This is a genomic window from Streptococcus equinus (assembly GCF_900104225.1).
GTDB classification, from domain to species: Bacteria; Bacillota; Bacilli; order Lactobacillales; family Streptococcaceae; genus Streptococcus; species Streptococcus equinus_D.
Genome location: NZ_FNJK01000003.1, coordinates 119,537 through 144,733, shown reverse-complemented (window position 1 = coordinate 144,733; position 25,197 = coordinate 119,537). Strand labels below are relative to the sequence as shown.

Annotated in this window: 22 protein-coding genes and 1 tRNA gene; 7 read left to right on the top strand and 16 right to left on the bottom strand. The window is 37.8% G+C overall.

What is annotated here, in order from left to right; genetic code table 11:
- Positions 1-142: 142 nt before the first annotated feature.
- Positions 143-1,435, bottom strand: coding sequence for an adenylosuccinate synthase (locus BLP98_RS05850; RefSeq protein ID WP_074482359.1), 1,293 nt, complete (start codon positions 1,433-1,435; stop codon positions 143-145).
- Between the two features lie 411 nt (positions 1,436-1,846).
- Between BLP98_RS05850 and gshAB the strand changes: the two genes are divergently transcribed.
- The 5 genes from gshAB (at position 1,847) to dusB (ending at position 8,270) form a co-directional block, all read left to right on the top strand.
- On the top strand, positions 1,847-4,096 hold the full coding sequence (gene gshAB / locus BLP98_RS05845; protein ID WP_074482358.1) for a bifunctional glutamate--cysteine ligase GshA/glutathione synthetase GshB: 2,250 nt from the start codon (positions 1,847-1,849) through the stop codon (positions 4,094-4,096).
- A 101-nt stretch (positions 4,097-4,197) separates the two neighbouring features.
- A complete protein-coding gene (locus tag BLP98_RS05840) occupies positions 4,198-5,016 on the top strand; it encodes a hypothetical protein (protein WP_074482357.1) in 819 nt (272 codons plus the stop codon).
- Positions 5,017-5,042: 26 nt separating this feature from the next.
- On the top strand, positions 5,043-6,314 hold the full coding sequence (locus BLP98_RS05835) for a toxic anion resistance protein (protein WP_074482356.1): 1,272 nt from the start codon (positions 5,043-5,045) through the stop codon (positions 6,312-6,314).
- Positions 6,315-6,433: 119 nt separating this feature from the next.
- On the top strand, positions 6,434-7,300 hold the full coding sequence (hslO, locus tag BLP98_RS05830) for an Hsp33 family molecular chaperone HslO (protein ID WP_074482355.1): 867 nt from the start codon (positions 6,434-6,436) through the stop codon (positions 7,298-7,300).
- Positions 7,293-8,270, top strand: a complete 978-nt coding sequence (gene dusB, locus BLP98_RS05825; protein WP_074482354.1) for a tRNA dihydrouridine synthase DusB — start codon at positions 7,293-7,295, stop codon at positions 8,268-8,270. Before hslO ends, dusB begins: the two co-directional genes overlap by 8 nt.
- A gap of 73 nt (positions 8,271-8,343) precedes the next feature.
- Here dusB and BLP98_RS05820 read toward each other — a convergent pair whose 3' ends face one another.
- Together BLP98_RS05820 and BLP98_RS05815 are read right to left on the bottom strand one after the other, a co-directional pair.
- Complete coding sequence (locus BLP98_RS05820) at positions 8,344-10,785, bottom strand: ATP-dependent Clp protease ATP-binding subunit (RefSeq protein ID WP_074482353.1); 2,442 nt, start codon at positions 10,783-10,785, stop codon at positions 8,344-8,346.
- Positions 10,782-11,243: a CtsR family transcriptional regulator gene (locus tag BLP98_RS05815; protein WP_074482352.1), complete on the bottom strand. Its 462-nt coding sequence runs from the start codon at positions 11,241-11,243 to the stop codon at positions 10,782-10,784. The genes BLP98_RS05820 and BLP98_RS05815 overlap by 4 nt, the downstream gene beginning before the upstream one ends.
- Before the next feature lie 261 nt (positions 11,244-11,504).
- On the opposite strand from BLP98_RS05815, the gene BLP98_RS05810 reads away from it, so the two are divergent.
- A complete protein-coding gene (locus tag BLP98_RS05810; RefSeq protein WP_074482351.1) occupies positions 11,505-11,969 on the top strand; it encodes a COG2426 family protein in 465 nt (154 codons plus the stop codon).
- Between the two features lie 99 nt (positions 11,970-12,068).
- On the opposite strand, the gene tsf is transcribed toward BLP98_RS05810, so the two are convergent.
- The 3 genes from tsf to BLP98_RS05795 all read right to left on the bottom strand — a co-directional run bounded on the left by tsf (position 12,069) and on the right by BLP98_RS05795 (position 14,346).
- On the bottom strand, positions 12,069-13,106 hold the full coding sequence (tsf, locus tag BLP98_RS05805; RefSeq protein WP_074482350.1) for a translation elongation factor Ts: 1,038 nt from the start codon (positions 13,104-13,106) through the stop codon (positions 12,069-12,071).
- A 108-nt stretch (positions 13,107-13,214) separates the two neighbouring features.
- Positions 13,215-13,982, bottom strand: a complete 768-nt coding sequence (gene rpsB, locus BLP98_RS05800) for a 30S ribosomal protein S2 (RefSeq protein WP_074482349.1) — start codon at positions 13,980-13,982, stop codon at positions 13,215-13,217.
- Positions 13,983-14,275: 293 nt separating this feature from the next.
- Positions 14,276-14,346, bottom strand: a tRNA-Cys gene (locus BLP98_RS05795).
- Between the two features lie 162 nt (positions 14,347-14,508).
- Here BLP98_RS05795 and BLP98_RS05790 point away from each other — a divergent pair.
- Positions 14,509-15,462, top strand: a complete 954-nt coding sequence (locus BLP98_RS05790; RefSeq protein WP_074482348.1) for a S66 family peptidase — start codon at positions 14,509-14,511, stop codon at positions 15,460-15,462.
- An 87-nt stretch (positions 15,463-15,549) separates the two neighbouring features.
- On the opposite strand, the gene BLP98_RS05785 is transcribed toward BLP98_RS05790, so the two are convergent.
- The 10 genes from BLP98_RS05785 to BLP98_RS05740 all read right to left on the bottom strand — a co-directional run bounded on the left by BLP98_RS05785 (position 15,550) and on the right by BLP98_RS05740 (position 25,184).
- Positions 15,550-16,074, bottom strand: coding sequence for a transporter (locus BLP98_RS05785; protein ID WP_234792801.1), 525 nt, complete (start codon positions 16,072-16,074; stop codon positions 15,550-15,552).
- Positions 16,064-16,438 carry a hypothetical protein gene (locus BLP98_RS05780; RefSeq protein WP_074482347.1) on the bottom strand — a complete coding sequence of 125 codons (375 nt, stop codon included), beginning with the start codon at positions 16,436-16,438 and terminating at the stop codon, positions 16,064-16,066. Before BLP98_RS05780 ends, BLP98_RS05785 begins: the two co-directional genes overlap by 11 nt.
- The gene (locus BLP98_RS05775; RefSeq protein WP_074482346.1) at positions 16,431-16,706 is read right to left on the bottom strand and encodes a hypothetical protein; all 276 of its coding nucleotides are present in this window, start codon (positions 16,704-16,706) and stop codon (positions 16,431-16,433) included. The genes BLP98_RS05780 and BLP98_RS05775 overlap by 8 nt, the downstream gene beginning before the upstream one ends.
- Positions 16,693-18,051, bottom strand: a complete 1,359-nt coding sequence (locus BLP98_RS05770) for a hypothetical protein (RefSeq protein ID WP_074482345.1) — start codon at positions 18,049-18,051, stop codon at positions 16,693-16,695. The genes BLP98_RS05775 and BLP98_RS05770 overlap by 14 nt, the downstream gene beginning before the upstream one ends.
- Entirely contained in the window at positions 17,993-18,721 is a 729-nt protein-coding gene (locus tag BLP98_RS05765) for an ATP-binding cassette domain-containing protein (RefSeq protein WP_074482344.1), read from the bottom strand. Before BLP98_RS05765 ends, BLP98_RS05770 begins: the two co-directional genes overlap by 59 nt.
- A gap of 45 nt (positions 18,722-18,766) precedes the next feature.
- Positions 18,767-18,982: a hypothetical protein gene (locus BLP98_RS05760; protein WP_074482343.1), complete on the bottom strand. Its 216-nt coding sequence runs from the start codon at positions 18,980-18,982 to the stop codon at positions 18,767-18,769.
- A gap of 582 nt (positions 18,983-19,564) precedes the next feature.
- Positions 19,565-20,437 (bottom strand): helix-turn-helix domain-containing protein, encoded by an 873-nt coding sequence (locus tag BLP98_RS05755; RefSeq protein WP_074482342.1) that lies wholly within the window; start codon positions 20,435-20,437, stop codon positions 19,565-19,567.
- Between the two features lie 262 nt (positions 20,438-20,699).
- Positions 20,700-22,595 carry a M13 family metallopeptidase gene (locus tag BLP98_RS05750; protein ID WP_074482341.1) on the bottom strand — a complete coding sequence of 632 codons (1,896 nt, stop codon included), beginning with the start codon at positions 22,593-22,595 and terminating at the stop codon, positions 20,700-20,702.
- Positions 22,596-22,753: 158 nt separating this feature from the next.
- Positions 22,754-23,581: a class C sortase gene (locus BLP98_RS05745; protein WP_074482340.1), complete on the bottom strand. Its 828-nt coding sequence runs from the start codon at positions 23,579-23,581 to the stop codon at positions 22,754-22,756.
- A gap of 118 nt (positions 23,582-23,699) precedes the next feature.
- On the bottom strand, positions 23,700-25,184 hold the full coding sequence (locus tag BLP98_RS05740) for an isopeptide-forming domain-containing fimbrial protein (protein WP_074482339.1): 1,485 nt from the start codon (positions 25,182-25,184) through the stop codon (positions 23,700-23,702).
- Between the last annotated feature and the right edge of the window lie 13 nt (positions 25,185-25,197).

Below are 25,197 nucleotides of genomic sequence, written 5' to 3'. Positions count from 1 at the left end.
ATTATACAAAAGACCAATTTTACTAAGTAAAGTCAGCAAATCCATTTCAGATTTATCAAATCATTAATTTAGAAAATCACTAAAAAAACCACTGAATACAAAGATTCAGCGGTTTTCTATATTTATAACCTAAAAATTCTTCTTAGATATTTGCCCAAACTGATTCGAGAATGTTAGTTTGGTCACGGTCTGGTCCAACTGAGAATGTTGAAATGCGTACGCCAACAAGCTCACCAACACGGCGAACGTAGTTACGAGCATTTTCTGGAAGTTCATCTAGGCTACGGCAACCTGTGATGTCTTCTGACCAACCTGGTAATTCTTCATAGATTGGTTTACAACGTTTCAATTGTTCAAGACTTGCTGGGTAGTGGTCGATACGTTGACCATCAAGGTCGTATGCCACACAGATTTTAACAGTATCAAGGCCAGAAAGGACGTCGATTGAGTTAAGTGACAAGTTTGTGATACCAGATACACGACGGCTGTGACGCATAACAACTGAGTCAAACCAACCAACACGACGTGGACGTCCAGTTGTTGTACCATATTCGTGACCAACTTCACGGATACGATCTCCAACTTCGTCTAGAAGTTCAGTTGGGAATGGTCCATCACCAACACGACTTGTGTAAGCTTTACATACACCAACAACTTTATTGATCTTGCTTGGACCAACACCAGAACCAATAGTTACACCACCAGCAACTGGGTTTGAAGATGTAACAAATGGATATGTACCTTGGTCGATATCAAGCATAACACCTTGTGCACCTTCAAAAAGGACACGTTTACCAGCGTCAAGAGCGTCATTTAAGATAACAGATGTGTCTGTTACATAGTCTTTAATTTGTTGACCATATTCATAGTATTCTTCAAAAATATCTTCAAATTTGATTGGTTCGCATTCGTACATTTTTTCGAAGAGACGATTTTTTTCTTCCAAGTTCACGCGCAAGCGTTCTGCAAAGATGTCTTTATCCAAAAGGTCAGCAATTCGGATACCAACACGCGCTGCTTTATCCATGTAAGCAGGGCCGATTCCTTTGTTTGTTGTCCCAATTTTGTTATCACCTTTAGAAGATTCTTGTAAACGGTCAAGTTTGATGTGATATGGCAAAATAACGTGAGCACGGTCTGAAATACGAAGGCTGTCTGTTTTAATGCCTTCATCATGCAAGTATTTCAACTCAGTTACCAATGATTTTGGATTGACAACTACACCATTTCCGATAACAGAGATTTTTTCTGGGAAGAAAATACCTGATGGAATCAAATGCAATTTGAATTTTTTACCGTCGATAACGATAGTGTGTCCTGCATTATCTCCACCTTGATAACGTGCAATCACTTCAGCATCTTGTGACAAGAAGTCAGTGATTTTACCTTTACCTTCATCACCCCATTGGGTACCAACAACTACTACTGATGTCATATTCTGTTCGATATTGATACGAAATCACCTAGCGAGCAAATAAAAACGATACTAACTTATCCAGCCTGTCGTCTCCATCTCCAAGCTAAAATTCGTATCTTCGTCCTTTCTCTACAACTTGGCAGGAATCTCACCTGCGAGTTTGTCTTACAATTCATTATATGACTTTTCTGCTTTTTTTTCAATATTTCACGGTAAAATATTATTTTTTCCGAACTTTTTTTGAAAAAGGGGCTAAATATGACAGTTTTTCTAACATAGTCTAAATTTTCTAAAAATTCTTAAACTTTTTGTGCAAAAGTATAGCAATTCTTTGCATTTTCATAAACTTTTCCATAGAATAGGTATACATTACATACAATGGTAGAATTTGCCATAATAATAATTGAAAATCAACGGAGATACATAGATATGAACATCAATAGTTTATTACAAGATTCGTCTAAACATTTACCAATCTTGCAAGCAACTTTTGGTTTGGAAAGAGAAAGCTTGCGGATTAATCAGCAAGGCAAAATTGCTCAAACAAGCCACCCAACCTGTCTTGGAAGTCGTTCTTTTCACCCTTATATTCAGACAGATTATAGTGAAGCTCAGCTGGAACTCATTACTCCTATCGGGCAGTCAACCAAAGATGCCCTACGTTTTTTAGGAGCCATTACAGACGTTGCAGGGCGCTCGATTGATAAGGATGAATACCTCTGGCCTTTATCAATGCCACCTCAAGTCAGTGAAGATGAGATTCACATTGCTCAATTAGAAGATGATTGGGAGCGTCATTATCGTAAACATCTAGCTGAGGTTTATGGCAAAAAATTACAATCTATGTCTGGCATCCATTACAATATGGAGCTGGGAAAAGATTTGGTCGCTGCGCTTTTCCAACAAAGCGGCTATGATTCGCTCATCACCTTCAAAAACGACCTTTATCTAAAATTAGCTCAAAATTTCTTACGCTATCGTTGGCTTCTAACCTATCTTTACGGAGCTTCGCCAATCGCTGAACAAAGATTTTTAAGTCACAAATTAGCTCAACCTGTTCGTTCTATTCGAAATAGTCAGTTTGGCTACGTGAACCGCAATAACATCCAAGTGTCTTATCAGAGTCTTGAAAACTACATTAATGATATCGAACATTATGTAGCTTCTGGTCAACTTATTGCTGAAAAAGAATTCTATTCTGCTGTTCGCCTTCGTGGTAGCAAGCACATCCATGATTATATCGCACAAGGCGTTACTTACCTTGAAGTACGCTGCTTTGACCTTAATCCTTTTGATCATCGTGGAATCACCCAAGAAACACTTGATACTGTTCATCTTTTCGTTCTTGCCCTTCTCTGGCTAGATAGTAGTTCTTCTGTTGACCAAGATATCGCTAAGGCTAGTGAGCTTAATAATGCCATTGCTCTTAGCCACCCGCTTGAAAAATTACCACAAGAAGCACCTATTTCAGAAATCTTATCAGCTATGCAAGGCGTGATTGAACATTTTGACTTGCCATCTTATTACCAAGAATTGTTAAATCATGTCAAAGAACAAATCAAGAATCCTGAATTAACTATTGGAGGACGTTTACTAGAAAAAATTGATAATCTTTCATTAGAAACATTTGGTCAAAAACAAGGACAAGCTTTCCACGAGTATGCCCTTAAAGCTCCCTATGCTCTTAAAGGGTATGAATCAATGGAGTTATCAACTCAAATGTTAATGTTTGAAGCCATCCAAAAAGGCCTTCACCTGGAAATCCTTGATGAGAGTGATCAATTTATTAAATTATGGCATGGCGATCATATTGAATACGTTAAAAATGCCAATATGACTGCTAAGGACAGCTACATTACACCACTTATTATGGAAAATAAAGTGGTTACTAAAAAACTCCTCGCTCAAGCAGGATTTCCTGTTCCAGCTGGCCAAGAATTCAGCGATAAAGACAGTGCGCTCCGCTATTTCTCACAAATCAAAAATAAAGCTATCGTCGTTAAACCTAAATCAACTAACTTCGGTCTGGGAATTTCTATTTTTAAAGAACCAGCTGAACTGACAGCGTATCAAAAAGCCTTAGATATTGCATTTTCTGAAGATGATACCGTCTTAGTTGAAAACTTTATCGCAGGTACCGAATACCGTTTCTTCGTTCTTGATGGTAAATGCGAAGCTATTGTCTTGCGCGTGGCAGCAAATGTCGTTGGCGATGGCAAACACACCATTGCCCAATTGGTAGAACTCAAAAACCAGAGTCCTCTTCGAGGCCGTGGTCACCGCTCACCTCTTGAAGTCATTGACCTTGGAGCTGTCGAGCGTCTCATGTTAGAGCAACAAGGTTATACTCCTGATGATATTCCAGCAAAAGGTGTCAAGGTTGATTTGCGCCGTAACTCTAACATTTCAACTGGTGGCGATTCCATCGATGTCACTGACATCATGCCAGACGATTATAAAACATTAGCTGCGCAAATGGCTAGCGCTGTCGGTGCTTGGGTCTGTGGTGTTGACTTGATTATCCCAGACAAGACCTTACCAGCTAGTAAAGAAACACCAAATTGCGCTTGTATCGAGCTAAACTTTAACCCTGCCATTTACCTTCACACTTACTGTCATGAAGGACCTGGACAAGCCCTCGCACCTAAAATTCTAGCTAAACTATTTCCTGAACTTTAGCCCATAAAATCTTTGCCACAATTACAGTCATCGCTTGTCATTATTCCCCTTTTTGCGATAAAATAAATACAATCTTAGATAGAAATGGATTGAATGAGTTTATGTCAAGACCTAGAAATAGTGCCGGAGGATTAATCACTATTATTATTGGCGTTATCCTTCTTATTGCTTTACTCGAAAGCTTACTTGAAATTATTATCCCAATTGCCTTTATCGGTGGTATTGGGTTTGGCGTTTATTATTTGGCGACCAAACAATCACGCTTAGAAAAAGTAAATACTAAACAACGTCTTCAAGACTTAAAAGATAATATTCGTATTGCTGACCGCCAAGTCAAACTTTTGGACAGTTATCTCGATGAAAAAAACTATACACAATATGTCGTTGTGGCGCGCCAGCTATTGCCACAAATTCGTCATATTAAAAGTGAAGTTACTGACCTTAAGGCTAAAATGGACCTCAAAATCTATAAACGTGTCCTTAAAAAAGCCGAATCAGTCGAAAATGATATTCTCTTGCAACTGGATAAATTAGATGTCTCTCCAACGACAGCAAATGCTTCTAAGGAAGAAACAGATTTGCTAAAACTTGCTCCAGAGTTGGCTCATCTTTATAACAACATTCAGCAAGATCACCTTACCATTTTGAAAAAAATTGAAAAAGCTGATAACCGTGAAGAGCTTACTGCTCTGCATGAAGCTGATATGGAACGATTCCATGATATTTTAGATGGCTACCTCAAAATCAAAAGAGCTCCTAAGAATTACTACAATGCTGAGGAGCGCCTAGCAAAAGCAAAAGCTGCTATGAAAAAATTTGATTTGGCACTTGATGAGACCCTTAGAAAACTTAACGAAAGCGACTTGAAAGACTTTGACATTAGCCTACGCATGATGGCTGATGACGATACTAATTTGTAATTTAGCTCTGACAAAGGAGATTATTTATGGCTGATACATTTAATTTTGACATTGATAAAATCGCTGATAATGCTATTACAAAAACTGACAAAACAACAGAAATTATCGTAGCAACTGACACCGCCTCAACTGGACAAGTCTCTTTTTACGATAAGTTGACTCCTGAACAACAGACTGCTATTACCGCTAAAGCGCCAGCTTTGGTTGATAATTTTGTTGCTGACCAGAATGCACTGCTTGATTTTGGAACATCTGCTGTTGAAGAAGTTAACACGACAGTTAATCGCATTTTGGCAGAACAAAAGAAACTGGAAATTCCGCAAGTTGATGACCTGCTCAAAAATGCTAACCGTGAATTGAATGGCTTCATCGCTAAATATAAAGATGCTACACCTGCTGAGCTTGAAAAGAAACCGAATTTCTTCCAAAAACTCTTCAAGCAAAGCAAAAATAGCTTACAAGAATTCTACTTTGATTCACAAAATATTGAACAAAAAATGGATGGCATGGCTGCCGCTGTTGTTAAACAAGAAGAAACCTTAGCACGCAACATCGTCTCTGCTGAGATGCTGATTGAAGATAATAACAAATCGATTGAAAACCTTGTCGGTGTGATTGCTTTTATCGAAGCTTCTCAAACAGAAAGTGCTAACCGCGCACAAGCCCTTCAAAATGAACTGGCAACACTAGATAGTGCAACACCAGAATATCAAACAAAATCTGACGAACTAGCTCGCATGACTGAAGTTATCAACACACTGGAACAACAGCACACTGAATACCTCAGTCGCCTTTACGTGGCTTGGACAACAACGCCGCAAATGCGTAACATGGTCAAAGTGTCATCAGACATGCGCCAAAAACTTGGTATGCTTCGTCGCAACACCATTCCGACAATGAAATTGTCAATTGCCCAGCTCGGCATTTTGCAACAATCAGTTAAATCTGGTGTGACTGCTGATGCCATTGTCAATGCTAATAACGCTGCTCTTCAAATGCTTGCTGAGACTAGCAAGGAAGCTATTCCTATGCTCGAACGCACTGCTCAAAGCCCAACGGTTTCTATCCAGTCTGTCACAGCTCTTGCTGAAAGCCTCGTTGAACAAAATAACGGCATTATCACCGCTATCGACAACGGTCGTAAACAACGTGCCCAACTCGAAGCAGCTGTTGTCAAATCCGCAGAAACCATTAACGACTCTGTCAAAATCCGTGACCAAAAAATCGTCGAAGCCCTTCTTAACGAAGGCAAAGAAAGCCAAGAAGAAGTCGAAAGAACAGACATTGCAGAAGAATAATAACAGTAAAAAGGCAAGGAAAACCTCGCCTTTTTTATCTTCTCATTTTTCACTAGATGATTACGCTTTACAGCTCACAATACTAGCCCATCAAATTTGCTTTGTGTTATAATATTCTTATGGATAAACTTATAAAATCAATTTCAAAATCTGGTTCTTTCCGTGCTTATGTGCTTGATAGCACTGAGACTGTCAGAACTGCTCAAGAAAAACATCAAACACTTTCTAGCTCTACAGTTGCTCTAGGTAGAACGCTTATTGCCAATCAAATCCTAGCTGCCAATCAGAAAGGAGACAGCAAAGTAACCGTCAAAGTCATTGGTGATAACTCATTTGGCCACATTATCTCTGTGGCTGATACTAAAGGACATGTTAAGGGCTACATTCAAAATACTGGTATCGATGTTAAGAAAACTGCTACTGGCGAAGTCATGGTTGGTCCATTCATGGGACACGGTCAATTCGTTGTCATTACTGACTATGGTACAGGTAATCCTTACACATCTTCAACACCACTTGTCTCAGGTGAAATCGGTGAAGATTTGGCTTTTTATTTGACTGAATCTGAACAAACACCTTCTGCTGTTGGACTTAATGTCCTTCTTGATGACGATGATAAAGTTGAAGTTGCCGGTGGCTTTATGTTGCAAGTTCTTCCAGGTGCTTCTGAAGAAGAAATCAACCGTTACGAAAAACGTATCCAAGAAATGCCTGCCATTTCAAAACTCTTGGAATCTGATGACCACATCGAAGCTCTTTTAAAAGCTATCTACGGCGAAGACGAATATAAAGTTCTTGCTGAAGATGAAATTGGCTTTAACTGTGACTGCTCACGTGAACGTTTTGAAGCTGCTCTTGTCACTCTTGGCAAAGACGAGCTTAAAGCTATGAAAGACGAAGACCACGGTGCTGAAATCACTTGCCAATTCTGTGGTAAAACTTACAACTTCACTGAAGATGACTTGGAGGAATTAATCAATGACTAAACTCAGCTCATCATTTATGATTGGTGATGTTGAAATTCCTCACCGTACGGTTCTAGCACCCATGGCAGGGGTGACAAACTCTGCTTTTCGTACTATTGCCAAAGAATTCGGAGCTGGCTTAGTCGTAATGGAGATGATTTCCGAAAAAGGTCTCCTTTACAATAACGAAAAAACCCTTCACATGCTTCACATTGATGAAACTGAACATCCAATGTCTATCCAATTATTTGGTGGAGACGCGGATGGTTTGAAACGTGCAGCTGAGTATATTCAAGAAAATACAAAAGCTGACATCGTTGACATCAATATGGGCTGTCCTGTCAATAAAGTTGTCAAAAATGAAGCAGGAGCAAAATGGCTCAAAGACCCTGATAAGATTTATCATATCATCGATGAAGTCACTTCTGTTCTTGATATTCCATTAACTGTTAAAATGCGTACAGGCTGGTCAGACAGCGAACTGGCTGTTGAAAACGCACTGGCTGCTGAATCAGCTGGTGTGTCTGCCCTTGCTATGCATGGACGCACACGTGAACAAATGTATACTGGTAAATGTGACCATGAAACACTTGCTCGCGTCTCAAAAGCCATCACTAAAATTCCATTTATCGGAAATGGTGACGTGCGCAGCGTTCACGATGCTAAGTACATGATTGAAGAAATCGGTGTTGATGCTGTTATGGTTGGACGCGCAGCCATGAACAACCCATACATCTTCACTCAAATCAATCATTATTTTGAAACTGGTGAAGAATTACCAGATCTTCCATTTGCCAAAAAATTGGACATTGCAGAAGATCACCTCAAACGTCTCATTGACCTCAAGGGTGAAAAAATTGCTGTCCGTGAATTCCGTGGTCTAGCTCCACATTACCTACGTGGTACTGCTGGCGCAGCCAAAATCCGCGGAGCTGTTTCACGCGCAGAAACTATCGACGAAGTCAAAGAAATCTTTAACAGTTTGCGATGAGATAAAGAAGTCCCTGAAACTTTCTCAGGGATTAAAAATAACCCCTACTGGTTTACCAGCAGGGGTTATTTTATTAAGCAATATCAAATTTGAGTTGTCCTTTAGAAACACCAATTTTAAGGGTATCTCCACTTGCTAGGTCGCCTGCTAGGATAAGCTCTGATAATTTATCTTCAACTTTATCTTGGAGAGTACGACGAAGTGGACGAGCTCCCATTTCTGGGTCATATCCAGCCTCAGCAAGATATTTAAGTGCTGATGGTTGGAATTTAAGCGTAATATCTTTTTCAGCTAAGGTTGCAATCAATGGTTTAACCATGATTTTAACCACGTCACGCATATTTTCTTGTGTCAAGTGGTGGAAGACAACCTTTTCATCAATACGGTTGATAAATTCTGGACGATAAGCTTTCTTAAGTTCTTCCATGATACGTTTTTGCATAGCATCATAATCATGAGCCATATCACGCGCACCAAATCCAACAGTTTTATCATCACGAAGAGCTGTCGCACCAAGGTTTGACGTCATGATAATAATCGTATTTGAGAAATCAACTTTACGACCACGACTATCTGTCAACACACCATCATCCAAAACTTGAAGAAGGACGTTGAAAATATCTGGATGAGCTTTTTCAACTTCATCGAAAAGAAGGACTGAATAAGGTTTGTTACGAACTTTTTCAGTCAATTCGCCACCTTCTTCATAACCAACGTATCCTGGAGGAGCTCCGTTAAGACGACTAGCCGCAAATTTTTCCATATACTCAGACATATCAAAACGAATAAGTGCTGAGTCATCATCAAAGAGAAGTTCAGCCAAAGCTTTAGCTAATTCAGTCTTACCAACACCAGTAGGTCCCAAGAACATGAATGATCCAATTGGACGTTTTCCTGTGCGGATACCTGCTTGATTACGACGGATTGCTCGGCTAATCGCTGAAATAGCAGCATCTTGACCAATCACACGTTTGTGAAGCTCTTTTTCAAGCGTCAAATATTTCTTGCTGTCAGCCTGTGTCATTTTCTCAACAGGAATACCTGACAAACGACTAAGTGTTGCCATGATATCATCTTCAGTCACAGCTGTTGGTTTACGTGTCACTTTCTTACGTGACTCTTTAAGCAATTTTGTAGCTAATTTGAAATCACCTTCTAAAATAGCTTTATCTGCAGCTGTAAGAGCTTTTGGGACTTCTTTTTTAACCAAACCTTGAACAGTTGCACTAGCTTCATCAAGCAAATCAATAGCTGAATCTGGTAGATTTTTACTTGTCAAATAACGGTGTGCAGCTTTAACAGCCGTCAACACAGCTTGATCAGAAATCGTCACATTATGGAAAGTTTCGTAAGATTTCTTAAGCCCAAGTAAAATTTGATAAGCATCTTCAACACTTGGTTCTTCGATGGTGATTTTAGCAAAACGACGAGAAAGCGCAGCATCTTTTTCAATATGCTTTTGATATTCTTCTTGAGTTGTCGCACCAACCATGTGAAGTGTCCCGCGTGCAAGAGCTGGTTTTAAAATATTAGCAGCATCTAAAGTACTATCAATTCCAGAACCAGATCCCATAATAGTGTGCACTTCATCGATGAATAAAATGATGTGACCATCTTCTTCAATATCAGAGATGATTTGATTCATGCGTTCTTCAAAGTCACCTCGAAAACGCGTACCAGCCACAACACTCATCATATCAAGTTCTAGAACACACATGTCTTGAAGTTCGTATGGAATCTCACCATCAACAATTCGTTGGGCTAGACCATAAGCAAGAGCTGTTTTACCAACACCGGCTTCACCGACCAAGACAGGGTTGTTTTTAGTTTTACGGCTAAGGACTTGAACCATACGTGAAATTTCTTTATCACGACCAATAACTGGTTCTAATTTCCCTTGACGAGCCATTTCAGTCAAGTCACGTGTGAAATCAGATAATTCTCCCGCTGTTGACTGAGGTTTCATCATCTCTGAAAAAGCTCCGCCTACTGTAGCTTTTTTCGGTTTGCGAAGATCATGGATAGCTTTGATTTTTTCTTTAGTAAATCCAGCATTACGTCCTAAGCTCTTACGCAAGTCAAGTAAACGTGCTGAGTCTTCATTTTCTTTATTTTTAAAACCAGCAAGTTCTAATAGACGTGTGGCAAATAGATCTAAATTAAGCAACATCGCATAAAGAACATGTTCTGTCCCAACTTCAGTGCCACCAGTCACTTTGCAAATAGATTCTGCAAAAGCTAACACATCCTTAAGAGCCTTTGATTGCTCCAAAAATTGAACATTTTTTACATCACTCAAAGGTGATTTTCCAAGTGCTAATACTGCTGCTGATTCATACTCTTCATAAGCAATTTTATTTTGATATTCAGCAAATGTTAATCCTGCCACTGAATCATGAACAGCTACCATGGCCAAAAGCACATGCCAACTTTCTAAATATGGGCTTTCAAATCGTGCTGCCTGGTACTGGGCGATACTGAAAACCTCTTGCATTTTCATTGAATATTCACTCATAAATGGAATCCTTTTCTATCTAATCTTTGTAAGATTTTTCGCAACATACGTGCTCGAATGGCGGGAGCATCTTTACCCAAAACATCATCAGTTGCTGTTGCTAAAATCAGATTTCCTTCACGTTCACTAATAATTTTTTCGTCAAAAAGTAATTGAATCAGATCCGTAAAGACTTGCTCACTAATACGTTCACCAATATTTGCCATGAGGTTGTCAAACATTTGGTGTTGATCTGAAAAACGCACTCTAGCAATGCGAATATAGCCACCGCCACCACGCTTACTTTCGACTGTATAGCCACGACTTTCTGTAAAACGTGTTTTTATCACATAGTTAATTTGGCTAGGAACAACTTGAAAGGCATCTGCCAAGTTTGACCGTTTAATCTCAGCAATACCTGATTGGGCAAGTAATTGCTTGATGTATTCTTCAATACTATCAGATGTATTTTTTGCCATTAGCTTCCTCCTTTTCAAGATTAAAGACCATTTCAAGATGGACTCTCTTTGACTATAACTGACTATCATTATAACAAAAATATCACTATTTATAAACGAAAATACACCAAATGAGCTTACCTAGCAAGCTTTTCTTATGGTTTGTAACCGACAACGGTTTCATTTCATTGATAGTATTTTTTCATTACTACAGATTTTAGTTGTCTTTGCTTAAGAGATAAGATACAATTAACTTTGTAACAAATGAAAGGTTTCAAGTAAATGAACTATATTATTACATTTTTGATTGGTATGGTGCCACTTATTGAGCTTCGTGGTGCTGTACCTTATGCCATTGCATCTGGTATTCCAATGTGGCAAGCACTCGTTATCGGTGTTGTCGCAAACATGCTTCCCGTACCAATTATCTTCTTCTTTGCACGTCGCGTCTTAGAATGGGGTGCTGATAAACCTATTATTGGTGGTTTCTTTACTTGGTGCTTGAAAAAAGGTCACAAAGGTGGTAAAAAACTAGCCGATACTGCAGGGGATAAAGGAGTCTTTATCGCGCTTCTTCTCTTTGTAGGTATTCCAATTCCTGGTACAGGAGCTTGGACAGGTACACTTGCTGCTTCAATCCTTGACTGGGACTTCAAACGCAGTATCACAGCAGTTATGCTAGGCGTTATCCTTGCTGGCTTAATCATGGGAACATTAACTGTTCTTGGATTAGGTGCTTTATCTTAAAAACTTAAAAAATAGAGCTTGGAAACTTTTCCAAGCTCTTTATTTATAACAAAAAAGAAGACCACTAAGTGATCTTCTTTTTATATTAGCAAGCTATTCTTATTTGTTAAGAGCTGCTGCCATTGTAGCTGCAACTTCTGATTCAAAGTCGTTAGCTGCTTTTTCGATACCTTCACCAACTTCAAAACGTGCGAAAGTAACAACTTTTGCATTTACTGAATCAAGGAATTGTTCAACAGTTTTGCTGTCGTCCATGATGTAAACTTGTGCAAGAAGTGTGTATTGTTGGTCAACTTTAGTGTTATCAAGCATGAAGCGAGCCATTTTACCAGGGATGATTTTATCCCAGATTTTTTCTGGTTTACCTTCTGCTTTAAGTTCTGCTTTGATATCTTCTTCAGCTTGTGCGATTACTTCATCAGACAATTGTGATTTAGAACCGAATTTCAAGTGTGGAAGAGCTGGTTTGTTAACCATTGCACGTGATTCGTTATCAAGATCGATTTTGTGGTTCATTTGAGCCAATTCATCGTGGATGAATTGTTCGTCAAGTTCTTTGTATGAAAGAACTGTTGGTTTCATAGCTGCAACGTGCATTGAAACTTGTTTTGCAAGAGCTTCGTCACCACCTTCAAGAACAGTGATAACACCGATACGTCCACCGTTGTGTTGGTATGCACCAAAGTGTTGTTCATCAGTTTTTTCGATAACTTCGAAACGACGGAATGAAATTTTTTCACCGATAGTTGCTGTAGCGTTAACGTAAGCTGCTTCCAAAGTTTCACCTGAAGCCAAAGTAACTTTAAGTGCTTCTTCGTTGTTAGCAGGTTTTTGTTCAGCGATAGCTTTAGCTGTTTCTTTAACCAATTCAACGAATTGTGCGTTTTGAGCAACGAAGTCAGTTTCAGCGTTAACTTCAACAACTGCTGCAACGTTACCGTCAACGTAAGTACCAGTCAAACCTTCAGCAGCAACGCGGTCAGCTTTTTTAGCTGCTTTAGCCATACCTTTTTCACGAAGCAATTCAATTGCTTTTTCCATGTCACCGTCAGTTTCAACAAGTGCTTTTTTAGCGTCCATGACACCAGCACCTGATTTTTCACGCAATTCTTTTACTTGAGCTGCAGTAATTGCCATTTTTATGTCCTCCAGGATTTTTTTGTTTACCAAATAATAAAAACGAGACAGAGCGGTTTGCTTTCTGCCCCGTTTTAAAGCATATCAAAGACTGTTAAGCCTCTAATCTTATTCGTTGTCGCCTTCTACAACTTCAACGATTTCTTCGATTGAATCAGCTTGTGCTTCTGCTGCAAAATCAGCGTCAGCATCTTCACCTTGGCGTCCTTCGATAACAGCGTCAGCCAATTTAGAAGTGATCAATTTAACGGCGCGGATAGCGTCATCGTTAGCTGGGATGATAACATCGATATCATCTGGATCAGCGTTAGTATCAACCATAGCTACTACAGGGATACCAAGTTTTTTAGCTTCTTTAACAGCGATTTGTTCTTTGTGTGGGTCAACAATGTACATTACGTCTGGAATACGTGGCATATCTTCGATACCGCCCAAGAATTTTTCAAGACGAGCACGTTGTTTGTTAAGAAGAGCAACTTCTTTCTTAGGAAGAACTTCAAAAGTTCCATCTTCTTCCATACGTTTGATTTCTTTCAAACGAGCGATACGTTTTTGGATAGTATCCCAGTTTGTAAGAGTTCCACCCAACCAACGGTGGTTGATGTAGTATTGACCTGCGCGTTCTGCTTCTTCTTTAACAGCGTCAGCAGCTTGTTTTTTAGTACCAACAAACAAGATTACAGCGTCGTTAGCAGCTGCATCACGAACGAATTCGTAAGCTGCGTCAGCCATTTTTACAGTTTGTTGAAGGTCGATAACGTGGATACCGTTACGTTCTGTGAAGATGTATTTAGCCATCTTAGGGTTCCAGCGACGAGTTTGGTGACCGAAGTGAACACCAGCTTCAAGAAGTTGTTTCATTGAAATTACTGCCATGAGTAGTTTCTCCTTTATAAAATGTTTTTTTCCTCTTCCAGACTTCATCTTGCAAATCCACTCATAATGAGCAACAGACTCACAATACATCCAGAATGAGTATTTGTTGCATAATACAACTATCATAGTTTACCATAAAAGCATTGCTTTGACAAGCCATATGAGGCTTGAAAGAGTTTTTATTTTAGGCTTTTGACGATAATCATGACTGAAAATTATCCGAAAAAATTTTCATGATTTTTCTTTTTTAGGAAAGAAAAAAAGCCCGACAAAGTCGAGCTTTTTTGTCATGAAGGCGGTAGACGGATTTGAACCGACGATCAAGCTTTTGCAGAGCCGTGCCTTACCACTTGGCTATACCGCCATAACAGATAATATTTTACCCTAAAATAATAAGCTCGTCAAGCCTAATTCGTGAAATTATGGTAGACGATTTCAGAAATTTAGAAAATATAGCTTTTCACGACTTTAGCTTTGACATTTCTTTAGTCTGTGATAGAATACTAAAAATATTTGGAGGTGTTTTATGAAAAAACTAAGTCCTAACAGTCATATTCGTATCCTTAGTCCGTCAGATTCAATTGCTCGCTTGGGTGGATTTGAAGCCAATCTTTCTGCCAAAGAAACGTTAGAAAATCTAGGATTTCGTGTGTCATTTTCAGAACATTATTTAGAATCTGATATGCTCGATTCTTCTTCAATCAAGAGCCGTGTTGCTGATTTGCACGCTGCTTTTGCTGATGACTCTGTCGACGTCATTTTGGCTACCATTGGTGGCTTTAATTCTAATGAGCTATTACCCTATCTTGACTATGACTTAATTGCCAAACACCCCAAAATTATCTGCGGTTATTCTGATTCAACAGCTTTTTTAAATGCTATCTATGCTAAAACTGGAATGCTGACATACATGGGACCTTCATATTCAAGTTTTAAAATGAAAGAAGGTCAAGAGTATCAAAGCAAGGCTTGGTTAAACGCCATGACAAAATCAGCTTATGACCTTGTTCCAAGTCAAAAGTGGTCAAGCGACCCTTGGTATGATCCAACTCAACCACGTCATTTTATGCCAACAAAATGGAAAATTTACAACGCAGGGAAAGCTTCTGGCACCATTATTGGTGGAAATTTATCTACTTTTGGACTTCTTCGCGGAACACCTTACGCCCCTCAAGTCAACGATTATGTCCTTTTCTTAGAAGAGGCAGAAGATGATGACTATCATGATTTTGACCGCAATTTAGCAGCTATTTTACAAGCTTACCCCAATCCAAAAGCGGTGCTTATCGGACGCTTCCCAAAAGAATGCCAAATGACACCAGAAATCTTTACCTTCATTCTTGATAAACACCCACTCCTTAAAACCATTCCTGTCATGTATGACCTTGATTTTGCCCATACCCAACCACTCTTCACCTTCACCATTGGCGCTAAAACAAGCATTGACACTGATACTTTGAATATTCACATCGAGGAATAAAACTCCTCTATGAAGAATTTTATATATGAGTATGAACTAAAAAACAAAAACGCCTTTTCGTAAAAACGAATTGGCGTATTTTATCTTTCAGCTTTGACTAAATGCAATCATTTTATCTAGGATTTTAACTAGACGTTGTTCTTGATCTTTAGTCATTTTATCCTTAGTAGCATCGTGGTCATCGACTGTACCAACGTGAACTTTGACTTCTCCTGAACTATTAATTGCAACGACAAAAGGAACGTATAATTTGTCTTCTTTGGTGTAAGTCTGAGAAAATTTTTTCACGATAGCGTTGTCAGCATCACTATATTGGTCGCCTCGAACATCGACTGTATAGGCTTTACTATGGTCTGCTTGTAATTCCTTGTCTAAAACAGGCAATAACTCTACACACCATGGACAGGTTGGAAAGCCAAAATAATACATTCCTTGTTCTTTAGCTTCTAAGCGATTAACCACATCATCTGGATTTTCTTTAACCAGCTGAGCCGTTTCATCAACATATGGACTTGTTCCATTGACTTTATTGGTTATGACATAACCGCCAACGAAAACAACTGCAAATAAAACAACAAGAAAACCTATTTTCAATGTTTTTTTATTTTTCACTATTTTTCTCCTTTTGGATAAGTTGAACAATTGACAATAAAATCACTTCGCCATCTGCTGTAAATGGTAAGAGGTTAAACAGATTCATTAGACAAGTTACCTTCAATACAAGGGTATAGTAGTTTAAAGGGATTAAAATGCCAATAATTGTTAACAGAAATGGTGATATAAAAGCAATTAAGAAATTATCTAGTGGACAGTTTTGATTTCTATACTCTACTTGAAAAGCAAGAATACCTACGTGTTTAAAACACGCTTGATAACGCAATACTCGTGCCACCAAGTAATGCAAAATCTCATGTAATCCAACAGCGACATAAACCGACAGAATCGTAATGACGACTAAAACGAATATTTCAATCATGTTTATTCGTGCTGTATTTATCAGTGAGATATGTCAAAGCATAGACAAGGCAAAAATAGATAATAAAAGCTATCAAAGTTTGCCAAGACAAGCCAAACGTTGTGGAAATATTATGCTCAGTAATTTTGTTATCAATGGTGATGCCTAACAAAGTTTTTACTGAAGCTGATGAGCCGCCAAGTTGAAATAATTTCCAAAGGCTTGTAAACACAACTAAGGCAGCGTAGCTCACTACACTAATCCCTAGACAACGACTAAAATCTTTCATATCTTAACCTCCTAAGAAGACTATAGTGAATACCTGCTAATAGAATAATAATTATCAAACCAAAACTTGCATTTTTTACAACAAGCGTAACTAATATAAAAACAATTCCTAACAAAAACATTGATGTGGTCTCATTGAGATTCCCTCGTGATTTTGGAAAAAGATAGCCTAACATCAAAGCAGATTGAGCAAATGCAATTGACACCATTACTTGATTGATATTAGCTAAGTGGTAGCCATAGCAAATCAATAAAGGAACTTCCAACAATACAAGAAGAAAATACTGTCTAAAGTATTCTTCCCACACCGTAATCCGTAAGAGATTATATTGATGTCGAAAATCCTCTGTGCTATCGCCATGCGAAAGTAATAATAAGCCATTAAAAGCAAGCAATGTTGGTAAGACTGCCAAAACTGCATCTCTGCCGCTTTGATAAGCAATAATTCCCACAACAATCACCGGAAAAATGAGGTAATACCAATTTGTTTTATAACGAAAAGTGACTTTATCAAGAACAGGTACCTTGATAAAACGACTATGACTAGTTACTAAAGTATCAGCTAAAGGCAAATGCAAAAGCAGATAAACAGCTATAATCAGACAGCTCAAACTAACAAGAAACGCCCCTAAAATCAACTCATGAATGGAAAATGGAGAAGAAGCTAATCGTGATTCTAGAGCATAACGCCATTGAAAGAAATAAGCTAAACTGATTATCAAAATAACATTTGCTAGGAGTAGTTTAATCACAAGCAAGTGTTTTATCTGCCTTTGCAAAAGCAGATCCAGCCCTAAGGATAGAATTTCTAAGCTGATGATAACAAGAAAGAACGAAAAATGTTGACTAAGGAAAAACAGGCCAAAATCTCCCACAGAAGTTGTGACTAATTTAATAGCAGGCGTTGCAATAATCATGACTAATTCATAAATCCCAATCATCAACACCAAGCGAAACAAAGAGTAGGCTCTTTGAACATCACGTCTTCGAAATGGTAAGGCTTTAACGAAGTACAAAGATGTCTTATCCAAAGCTAAGGTTGCCTCAACAAAAAGGAAGGACAAGCAGCCCAAAACGACAGTATTGCTGAAATAACTAAAAAAGATTTGTTTTTGCCCTGTTTCCAAAATAGCAAGAGGAACATTTGTTCTGATGGATGATATTTTTGCCAATTCTTTCATATTGTAAAGATAATACAAAATGTAAAGCAGGCATAGGAAAGTTACAAAGGAACGTCTTACCCATTTTGATTTAAAAATAGGACGATTTAAGAAACCTTTCAAAGCATTATTCAGAAACATGGTCATCAAAAGTTGCGTATCTTTGAATGAACGTGATTTTATCATGAACAGACTCCGTGCGTAACACTTCTGCTTCCAGCTGGCTAGCATCACCAGTAAAAGGAACTAATTTCCCATTGGACATTAAAAAGATATGGTCACAAAAGTGATTGATTATGGTCATATTATGTGAAATTAAGACGAAGCTGCGATGATTAAGCAAAGCCTGAAAAAGTTTTACTGTAATCAAAGTGGTTTCAAAATCCAAACCGTTAAACAATTCATCTCCTAAAACATAGGGAGCATTTGATAAAACAGCAGCTATGATTTGAACCTTCTTTTTCATCCCAAAAGAATATGATTCTAATAGCTGATTCTTAGCTTCCTTCAAATCATATAATTCAAAGAAAGAATCGACCTTATCAGGTTCTGCATTTGGATAACGCGCCAAAACAAATTGAATGTATTCATTTCCCGTCATGTAATCCGGAAGATAAAAATCAGATGGAATATAAAAGACTTGCTCTTTGAAGGCATCGGATTGATTATGGTGATCATCAATCCAAATCTGACCATCACTTGGGCGTTTCAAACCAACGACACAATCTATAAATGTCGTCTTACCGCTACCATTAATACCAACAATAACACTCACTTGTTTTTCAGGAAAACTCACTGAGATATCATTTAAAACCAAGCGCTTATATTTTTTAGATAAGTGTTCAATCTTAATCATAAATTCCTTATTCTAACACCTTCTCTTAAAAATAAAGAAAAGATTCTATTTAGTACAGTTAAATGTTACATGAATAACATCTGGAACACCTAGCTTAATACCGCCAGCAAAATTCCCTGATTGTGAAGTACAGTAAGCTGCATAACCAATAACTGCAATAACAGAAACAAGAGCGCAAACTGCCCAAACCCACTTAACAGTCACTTTTGAAGCATATTTAGCTTGCAAAGCAACCAAGTAGTTATCCATAAATCCAAACATAATGTTTTTCCTTTCAACTTTAAAATATGAATACTCAAAATTACCATGGTAAATGGTAAGGTATTCCTATTTTGCAAGGTGTTATTTTTCGAAAAATAATTACCAAAAACGTAAACTATTTAAACAGATTACTCCTATATCCTACCATTGAAAAGTCTTATTTTCTGAAAATTGTATATTTGCTCAACAAAAAAAGTTTATTTGCGTATTTGCAAATAAACCAATTTTAAGACTTTCGCTGATACAATGAAGACATAACATTAAGGAGGATACTACTAATGCTTAAACTAACCCTTAAATCATTACTTAAAACAGTCGTTCTGGTACTTCCATTCTTTGTATATTACCCGTAAAACCCATTCAAAATAATCAATCAGCCCCAAGTAATAACATTCATCCCTTCCCCTGCCCTAAGAAATGTTGTTACTCACAAAACTTATGAATAATACGTAATATATAAAATTTGGAGGATACTTATTATGTTCACATTGAAAAAAACTGCTAAACAATTGGTTAACTATGCTTTGATTGGTCCTGCTGTTCTTCTCCCCATTATCTTTATGTTTTAGAATCCAGTCAATATCATTTCTCACTATTATTAGTAATTCTTAATAAATTCATCTTGAGATACGAAGCAACTAAAGGGTTCCCAATCTCTTCAACACAGACAATAAAATGCTCCAAATCCGATAAATCATCTGTCCCGTCTTCAAGATTAGCAATTAATTTTTTTAAAAAATTAAGATAAGTCATGGCAAGCATGTCTTGGTAAGTAATTATTTTTTCTAGAGCTTCAATAAAATAAGTAGCTTGATAAAACTTTCGATAAGTAACCAATAAAACAATTAGGTTTAAGAAAACAACTTCTGCATTTTTTTTATGACTTGTAAGTGATTGATAAAGCTTATCTCGATCCACAAAAGCTTTTCCCAAAAAAATCAAATCCGACTCTGATAGAATGGACATAGTATTTCCAAAAATAAATAATTCAAATTCTGTCCATTCTTCAATTTCGTAAAGATACGAAGTCAAAAAATTTGTCTCTTCTTCAGGTATTACATAAGTGGGATCAAGATTATAAATATAAGCTTTTATAATCAATCCGTTTAAACGCTCATAAACATCAAAAACTTCAGACCCTTTTTCACTTTCAAGTAAAGCTTTAAGACCTTCAATATCTTGTTTGTTATATAACTCAGCTATTTTGGTTGATAATTGAAAATATTTCGGTTCTTGATAGTTATTAATCGCATGTCCAAATTCTGAGAAGGTCATGTGAATACCTGAAATGGCGATTAAAAGTTTGTCTGCAGCGAGCATGGATTGGCCGTTTTCAAAACGTGAGAGTTGAGATACTGAGAGGTTTTCGCGTGCGACATCTTTTAGTTTCAAGCCACGCGCGATTCGTAATTCACGATAAAGTTCACCCAATTGCATTGATTTTTCAAGTTTCATACAGTCTCCTTTGTTGATTGTAATCTGATGTTATCAGACCTTTAAGAACTATGTTTTCTATATTCTCACAACAAGAAAGGTCTTTATCTGTTATCCTAAACAGCTTAGAAAAGTCATAGTCTATATTTCTATTTTAAAAATCTAGTTGTATTAGCTAGGTATACTAATGTTTATTGTATCACATTTTTAAAAAAGAGATAGCAAAAAAAACAAGAACTTGGTTTATCCAAGTTCTTGTTTCTCACGATTTTATCGATAATAATTACCAAATAATCACTCGATTTTCTGGTGCACGCCACATTGGGTCACCAGCTTTGATATCAAATTCTTCATGGAATTCGTCAAAGTTTGTCAAAGTCACATTAGTACGAAGTTTACCTGGCGCATGCACATCAATACTTGCTAACATTTGCATGTATTCTTCACGCGCCTTCATGCGCCAGATCGTTGCAAAGTTGATAAAGAAATCACGCGCAGAGAAATCAGCATCTTGTTTTGCTGCCTCTAAGGCACAAGCCACACCACCAAGGTCTGCTACATTTTCAGAAACAGTTAATTTACCATTGACCTTCGCACCGTATGAATCTAGTCCGTCAAATTGTTCAACAATTTTATCAGTGCGTTCTGTGAAGGCTTTATAATCAGCATCTGTCCACCAGTTGTTTAGGCTACCATTTTCATCAAATGATGCTCCATTGGTATCAAAAGCATGCGAAATTTCATGAGCAATAACTGCTCCAATACCACCATAGTTAGCTGATGAGCTTTGCTCTAAACTATAAAATGGTGCTTGTAAGATAGCTGCTGGAAAGACAATTTGGTTTTGTTGAGGATCATAATAAGCATTGACCATGTGCGCTGGCATATGCCATTCACTACGATCAACCGGTTTATTCCATTTGCTCCAGCTGTGAGCGATAGAAATTTTAGCCAGATTTCGCGCATTTTCAACGAGTGACAAAGACTCGTCAATGATTTTTTTCGCATAAGTTTCTGGTAATTTTTCCGGATAACCAATATGAGGAGTAATAACGTTCAACTTAACGATAGCTTTCTCACGTGTTTCTTTAGCTAACCAATCTGCAGATGCTAGACGTTTCTTATAAACATCAATCATAGTAGCGACCTTATGCTCTACATCAGCTTTAGCTTCAGGAGAGAATTTTTGACCAGCATACCAAAGACCAAGTGCTTGACTATAAGCACCAGATGCTAGATAGTAAGCCGCTTTCTTCTTATCCATGGCTTGTGGTGTTCCTGAAAGAGCACGACTGTAAGTCCCTGAAAGCACGCGGATATCATCTGTCAAATAACTGTTGTAACTTGTTGCTGCAGAAATGATAAGGTCTGCTTTAAGCAAGTCCCAGTTTTTTTCTGAATAATACTCAGCTGCAAATTCTTTCCAAAAACGTTCTTCTGGTACGATGACTTTATCTGGAATTTCCCCAAGAATTTTTGTGAAAATACTATCCAAAGGAAGTTCCGGTGCTAATTTGGTAAAATCAGCCCAATCGTATGGATGATAAAGTTTAACATACTCAGATGATTCTTCACGTGACAAGACATATTTAGCCAACTTGGCATCAAGTTCAATTGTTTTATCTAGCAAATCTTTAATTTCTTCTGCTGAGAAACCAAATTTTGCTAGCAATTCTTCTTGCATGTGACGCCATGTCGCTAACAATTCTTTTCCTTTTTCATTGTCTTCTGCGTAGTAAGTCGTATCTGGCAAAATTGTTCCAGGTGCTTCTGCCCATAGCACATTTAGCTGAGCATTCATGAAATCAGGTGCAACACCAAATGGAAATTCATTTGGTTTTCCTGCCAGTTCAAAATCAGCAATTTGCTCTGCAAAATCCGTAAAAGAAGTTAACTTTTTATATTCTTCAATCAAAGGAAGGACTGGTGCTACTCCTACTGCTTCACGTTTGGCATAATCAGATGTCATGCGGTGAAACTTAACAAAATTCTGCAAAATGCTATCATCCGGAAGATTTTTTCCAGCCAACCAGTCATCTGTCGTTGCTAGCATTAATTCTTCAATTTCATCAGCTAGATCTGAAAAGCCTCCTGTACGTGGTTTATCATCGGGAATAACAGCTGTTTTTTCCCATTCGCCATTAACGGCATCATAAAAATCATCTTGATATCGAGTCATAAGGATCTCCTTTTTATCTGTTAAAACCATTCTATCAAAAAATCAAAAGAATAACAGTTACAAGGATTTTCAAACGCAAAAGATTTCAGGACTGATTTCCTCAATAAAAAATCAAAAAGCTAGCCTATTACAAAGCTAACTTTTCGATAAAACACAAATTAATATCGCAGTTTACGATAAACCGTAATCACCAACAAGAGAAGAATAAAGATAAAAACAGCTAATAGCGGTGCCACTAATAGGGGTTCTACCCGACTAGCTTCAGAAATCACGCGCGCATTTTTAACTTTATTTGGAATACGATGACCACGTACCAAGAGGCGATGGCTATTTACACCATAAGGCGTACAAGTTACCAAGGTCACATAATCTTGATTTGGATCAATTGCTAGCGCTGAGACATCATCTGGCAAGACCGTCAAAATCTGATCTACTTCATAAGTCAAGGTTTCATCTAGAACTTGAATCATGAACGTATCCCCTTCACGCAAACGGTCGATGTCTGTAAAAAGCTTAGCTGATGGCAAACCACGGTGACCTGAAATCACTGCATGTGTCCCTTTTCCGCCAACTGGTAAGGATGTTCCTGGGATATGACCGACAGCCACTTGCAAAATACTATCGTCCGTACCATGATAAATTGGCAAAGTCGTGTTAATCTTTGGAATATCGACATAAGCCATGATTCCTGTACCAGTTACGTCAAGCGTTTGATTATAACGAGCTTTCTCAGCTTTTGATAAATTCAAATCAGGCATGACACCTTTTGCTAAAGTTTGGTTATAATCTTTTGCTGCTTTCAACATGTCATCTTTCTTTTGTTGACTCATGTCCTGAACATCTTGGACATAGCCAGCCACAGCTTCTGATTGGTGAAAAGAATTCCAATAATCGCTAACTGTCGGATACAACAAGAGGGACAGCCCGATTATTAATATAAAGACGAGTATATTCGTCAAAAAATTTTCTTTGAATTTTTTTAACATAATAAAGAGCTCTCCAAACCCTTGCAAGAGTAAAGGGAGTAGAAAGAAAGCTCATCGCTACTTGCCACTCCCTTTATCAAATTGATTAAACAAGGTTAATTGATGCGGTAATTAATCCTTATTTAGCAGCATCCATACGTTTTTTAGTAATCAATAGAACAGCTGCTGCGAGAACAAGGATTGAACCTACAACGTAAAGGATTGTTGTACCCATACCACCAGTTGATGGAAGAAGTGAACCTTTACGGTTGACGATACCTGCAGTCAATGAACCGTCGGCTTTGTTAGCATCAAATTGTGCTTCACCTGATGTAACATCACCTGAAAGTTTAGTCAATTGAGGATCATCAGCTTCTGTATCGTATTTAGCATCGATTGTGAATTCGATTGGGTTGATTCTATTGTAACCATCTGGTGTAGTTGTTTCTTCAAGTTTGTAGTTACCAGCGTCAAGACCTTTGAATTCGAATGTTGTTGCTTCACCAGCCGAAATAGCTTTTACAGTATTCCAGTTACCATCTTTATCTTTTTTAGAAAGTGTGAATCCAGCACCTTTCAAGGCTTCTTTATTTTCATTAAGTTTGTTAATGATTGTTTGGTAAGTGAAGACTTTTACAGTATCTTTTGGAGTTTTACCAGTATCAGCTGGTTTAGATGTACCATCACCAGTATCATTAGGGTTGTTTGAGTAAGTCAATTCAACATCATTCGTGTTACCTGCTGAACCAAGAACAGCTTTATCATTAAGTGTTGCATTGTATTCTACGACGATATCGTCTTCTTTAGTGATTGTAGCGACTTTTTTAACATCAGTGATGATAACAGAAAGTGTTGTTGTACCATTTTCATTTTGTGTTGTAGTTGCTTGGTATTGATCTTTTGTCAAAGTTGTACCGTCTGCTGTTACTTTTGTGATTTCGTTAAATGTCAAACCTGCAGACAAAGTATCTGTAAATTCTACATAGTAGTGTTCGTAATCATCAATATGAATTGGAAGTGTTGCCTTCAATTGGAATGGAACAGTATCACCCATATCGTAGTCAGCAGCATCTTGCCAATCAGTTGTTGTACCAGTTGAATCGTTAGTTTCTTTTACTTTCTTTTGAACAGTTGGTCTATCATTTTTAACACGGGCAGTAACATCACCAACAACTTCCATCATAAAACGAGTGTAAGCTGAATATTTATCATTTTGTGAAGCATCAGCATCTTTTACCAAGTAGTAACCAGGTTCAGAAACTGTAAGAACAGCTTGACCGTTTGAGCTTTCAGCAGTAGCTGCTGGAGTTGTAAGATTTGCACCAGCTAGTTTTGAAAGAGCTTTTGCATCAGCTGAATCAGCTTCTTGGCCTGAAATTGCTTCAGCAATTTTAGCAGCGTCTGATTCACCAGCATATGTAAATGGGTTAACACCAGAACCCCATTGAATATTTGAAAGTGTCTTACCATCTGAAGCAAGCGTACCAGAAAATACTTGGTAAGCTTCGTAAGTATGACCATCTGCAACATGATCAATTGTCAACGTATAAGCGTATGCTTTTCCACCAACAAAGGCAAAAAGCGTTGCAGCCAAGGCTGCTAAGAATAATTTAAACTTCTTCATTATAAATTCCTTT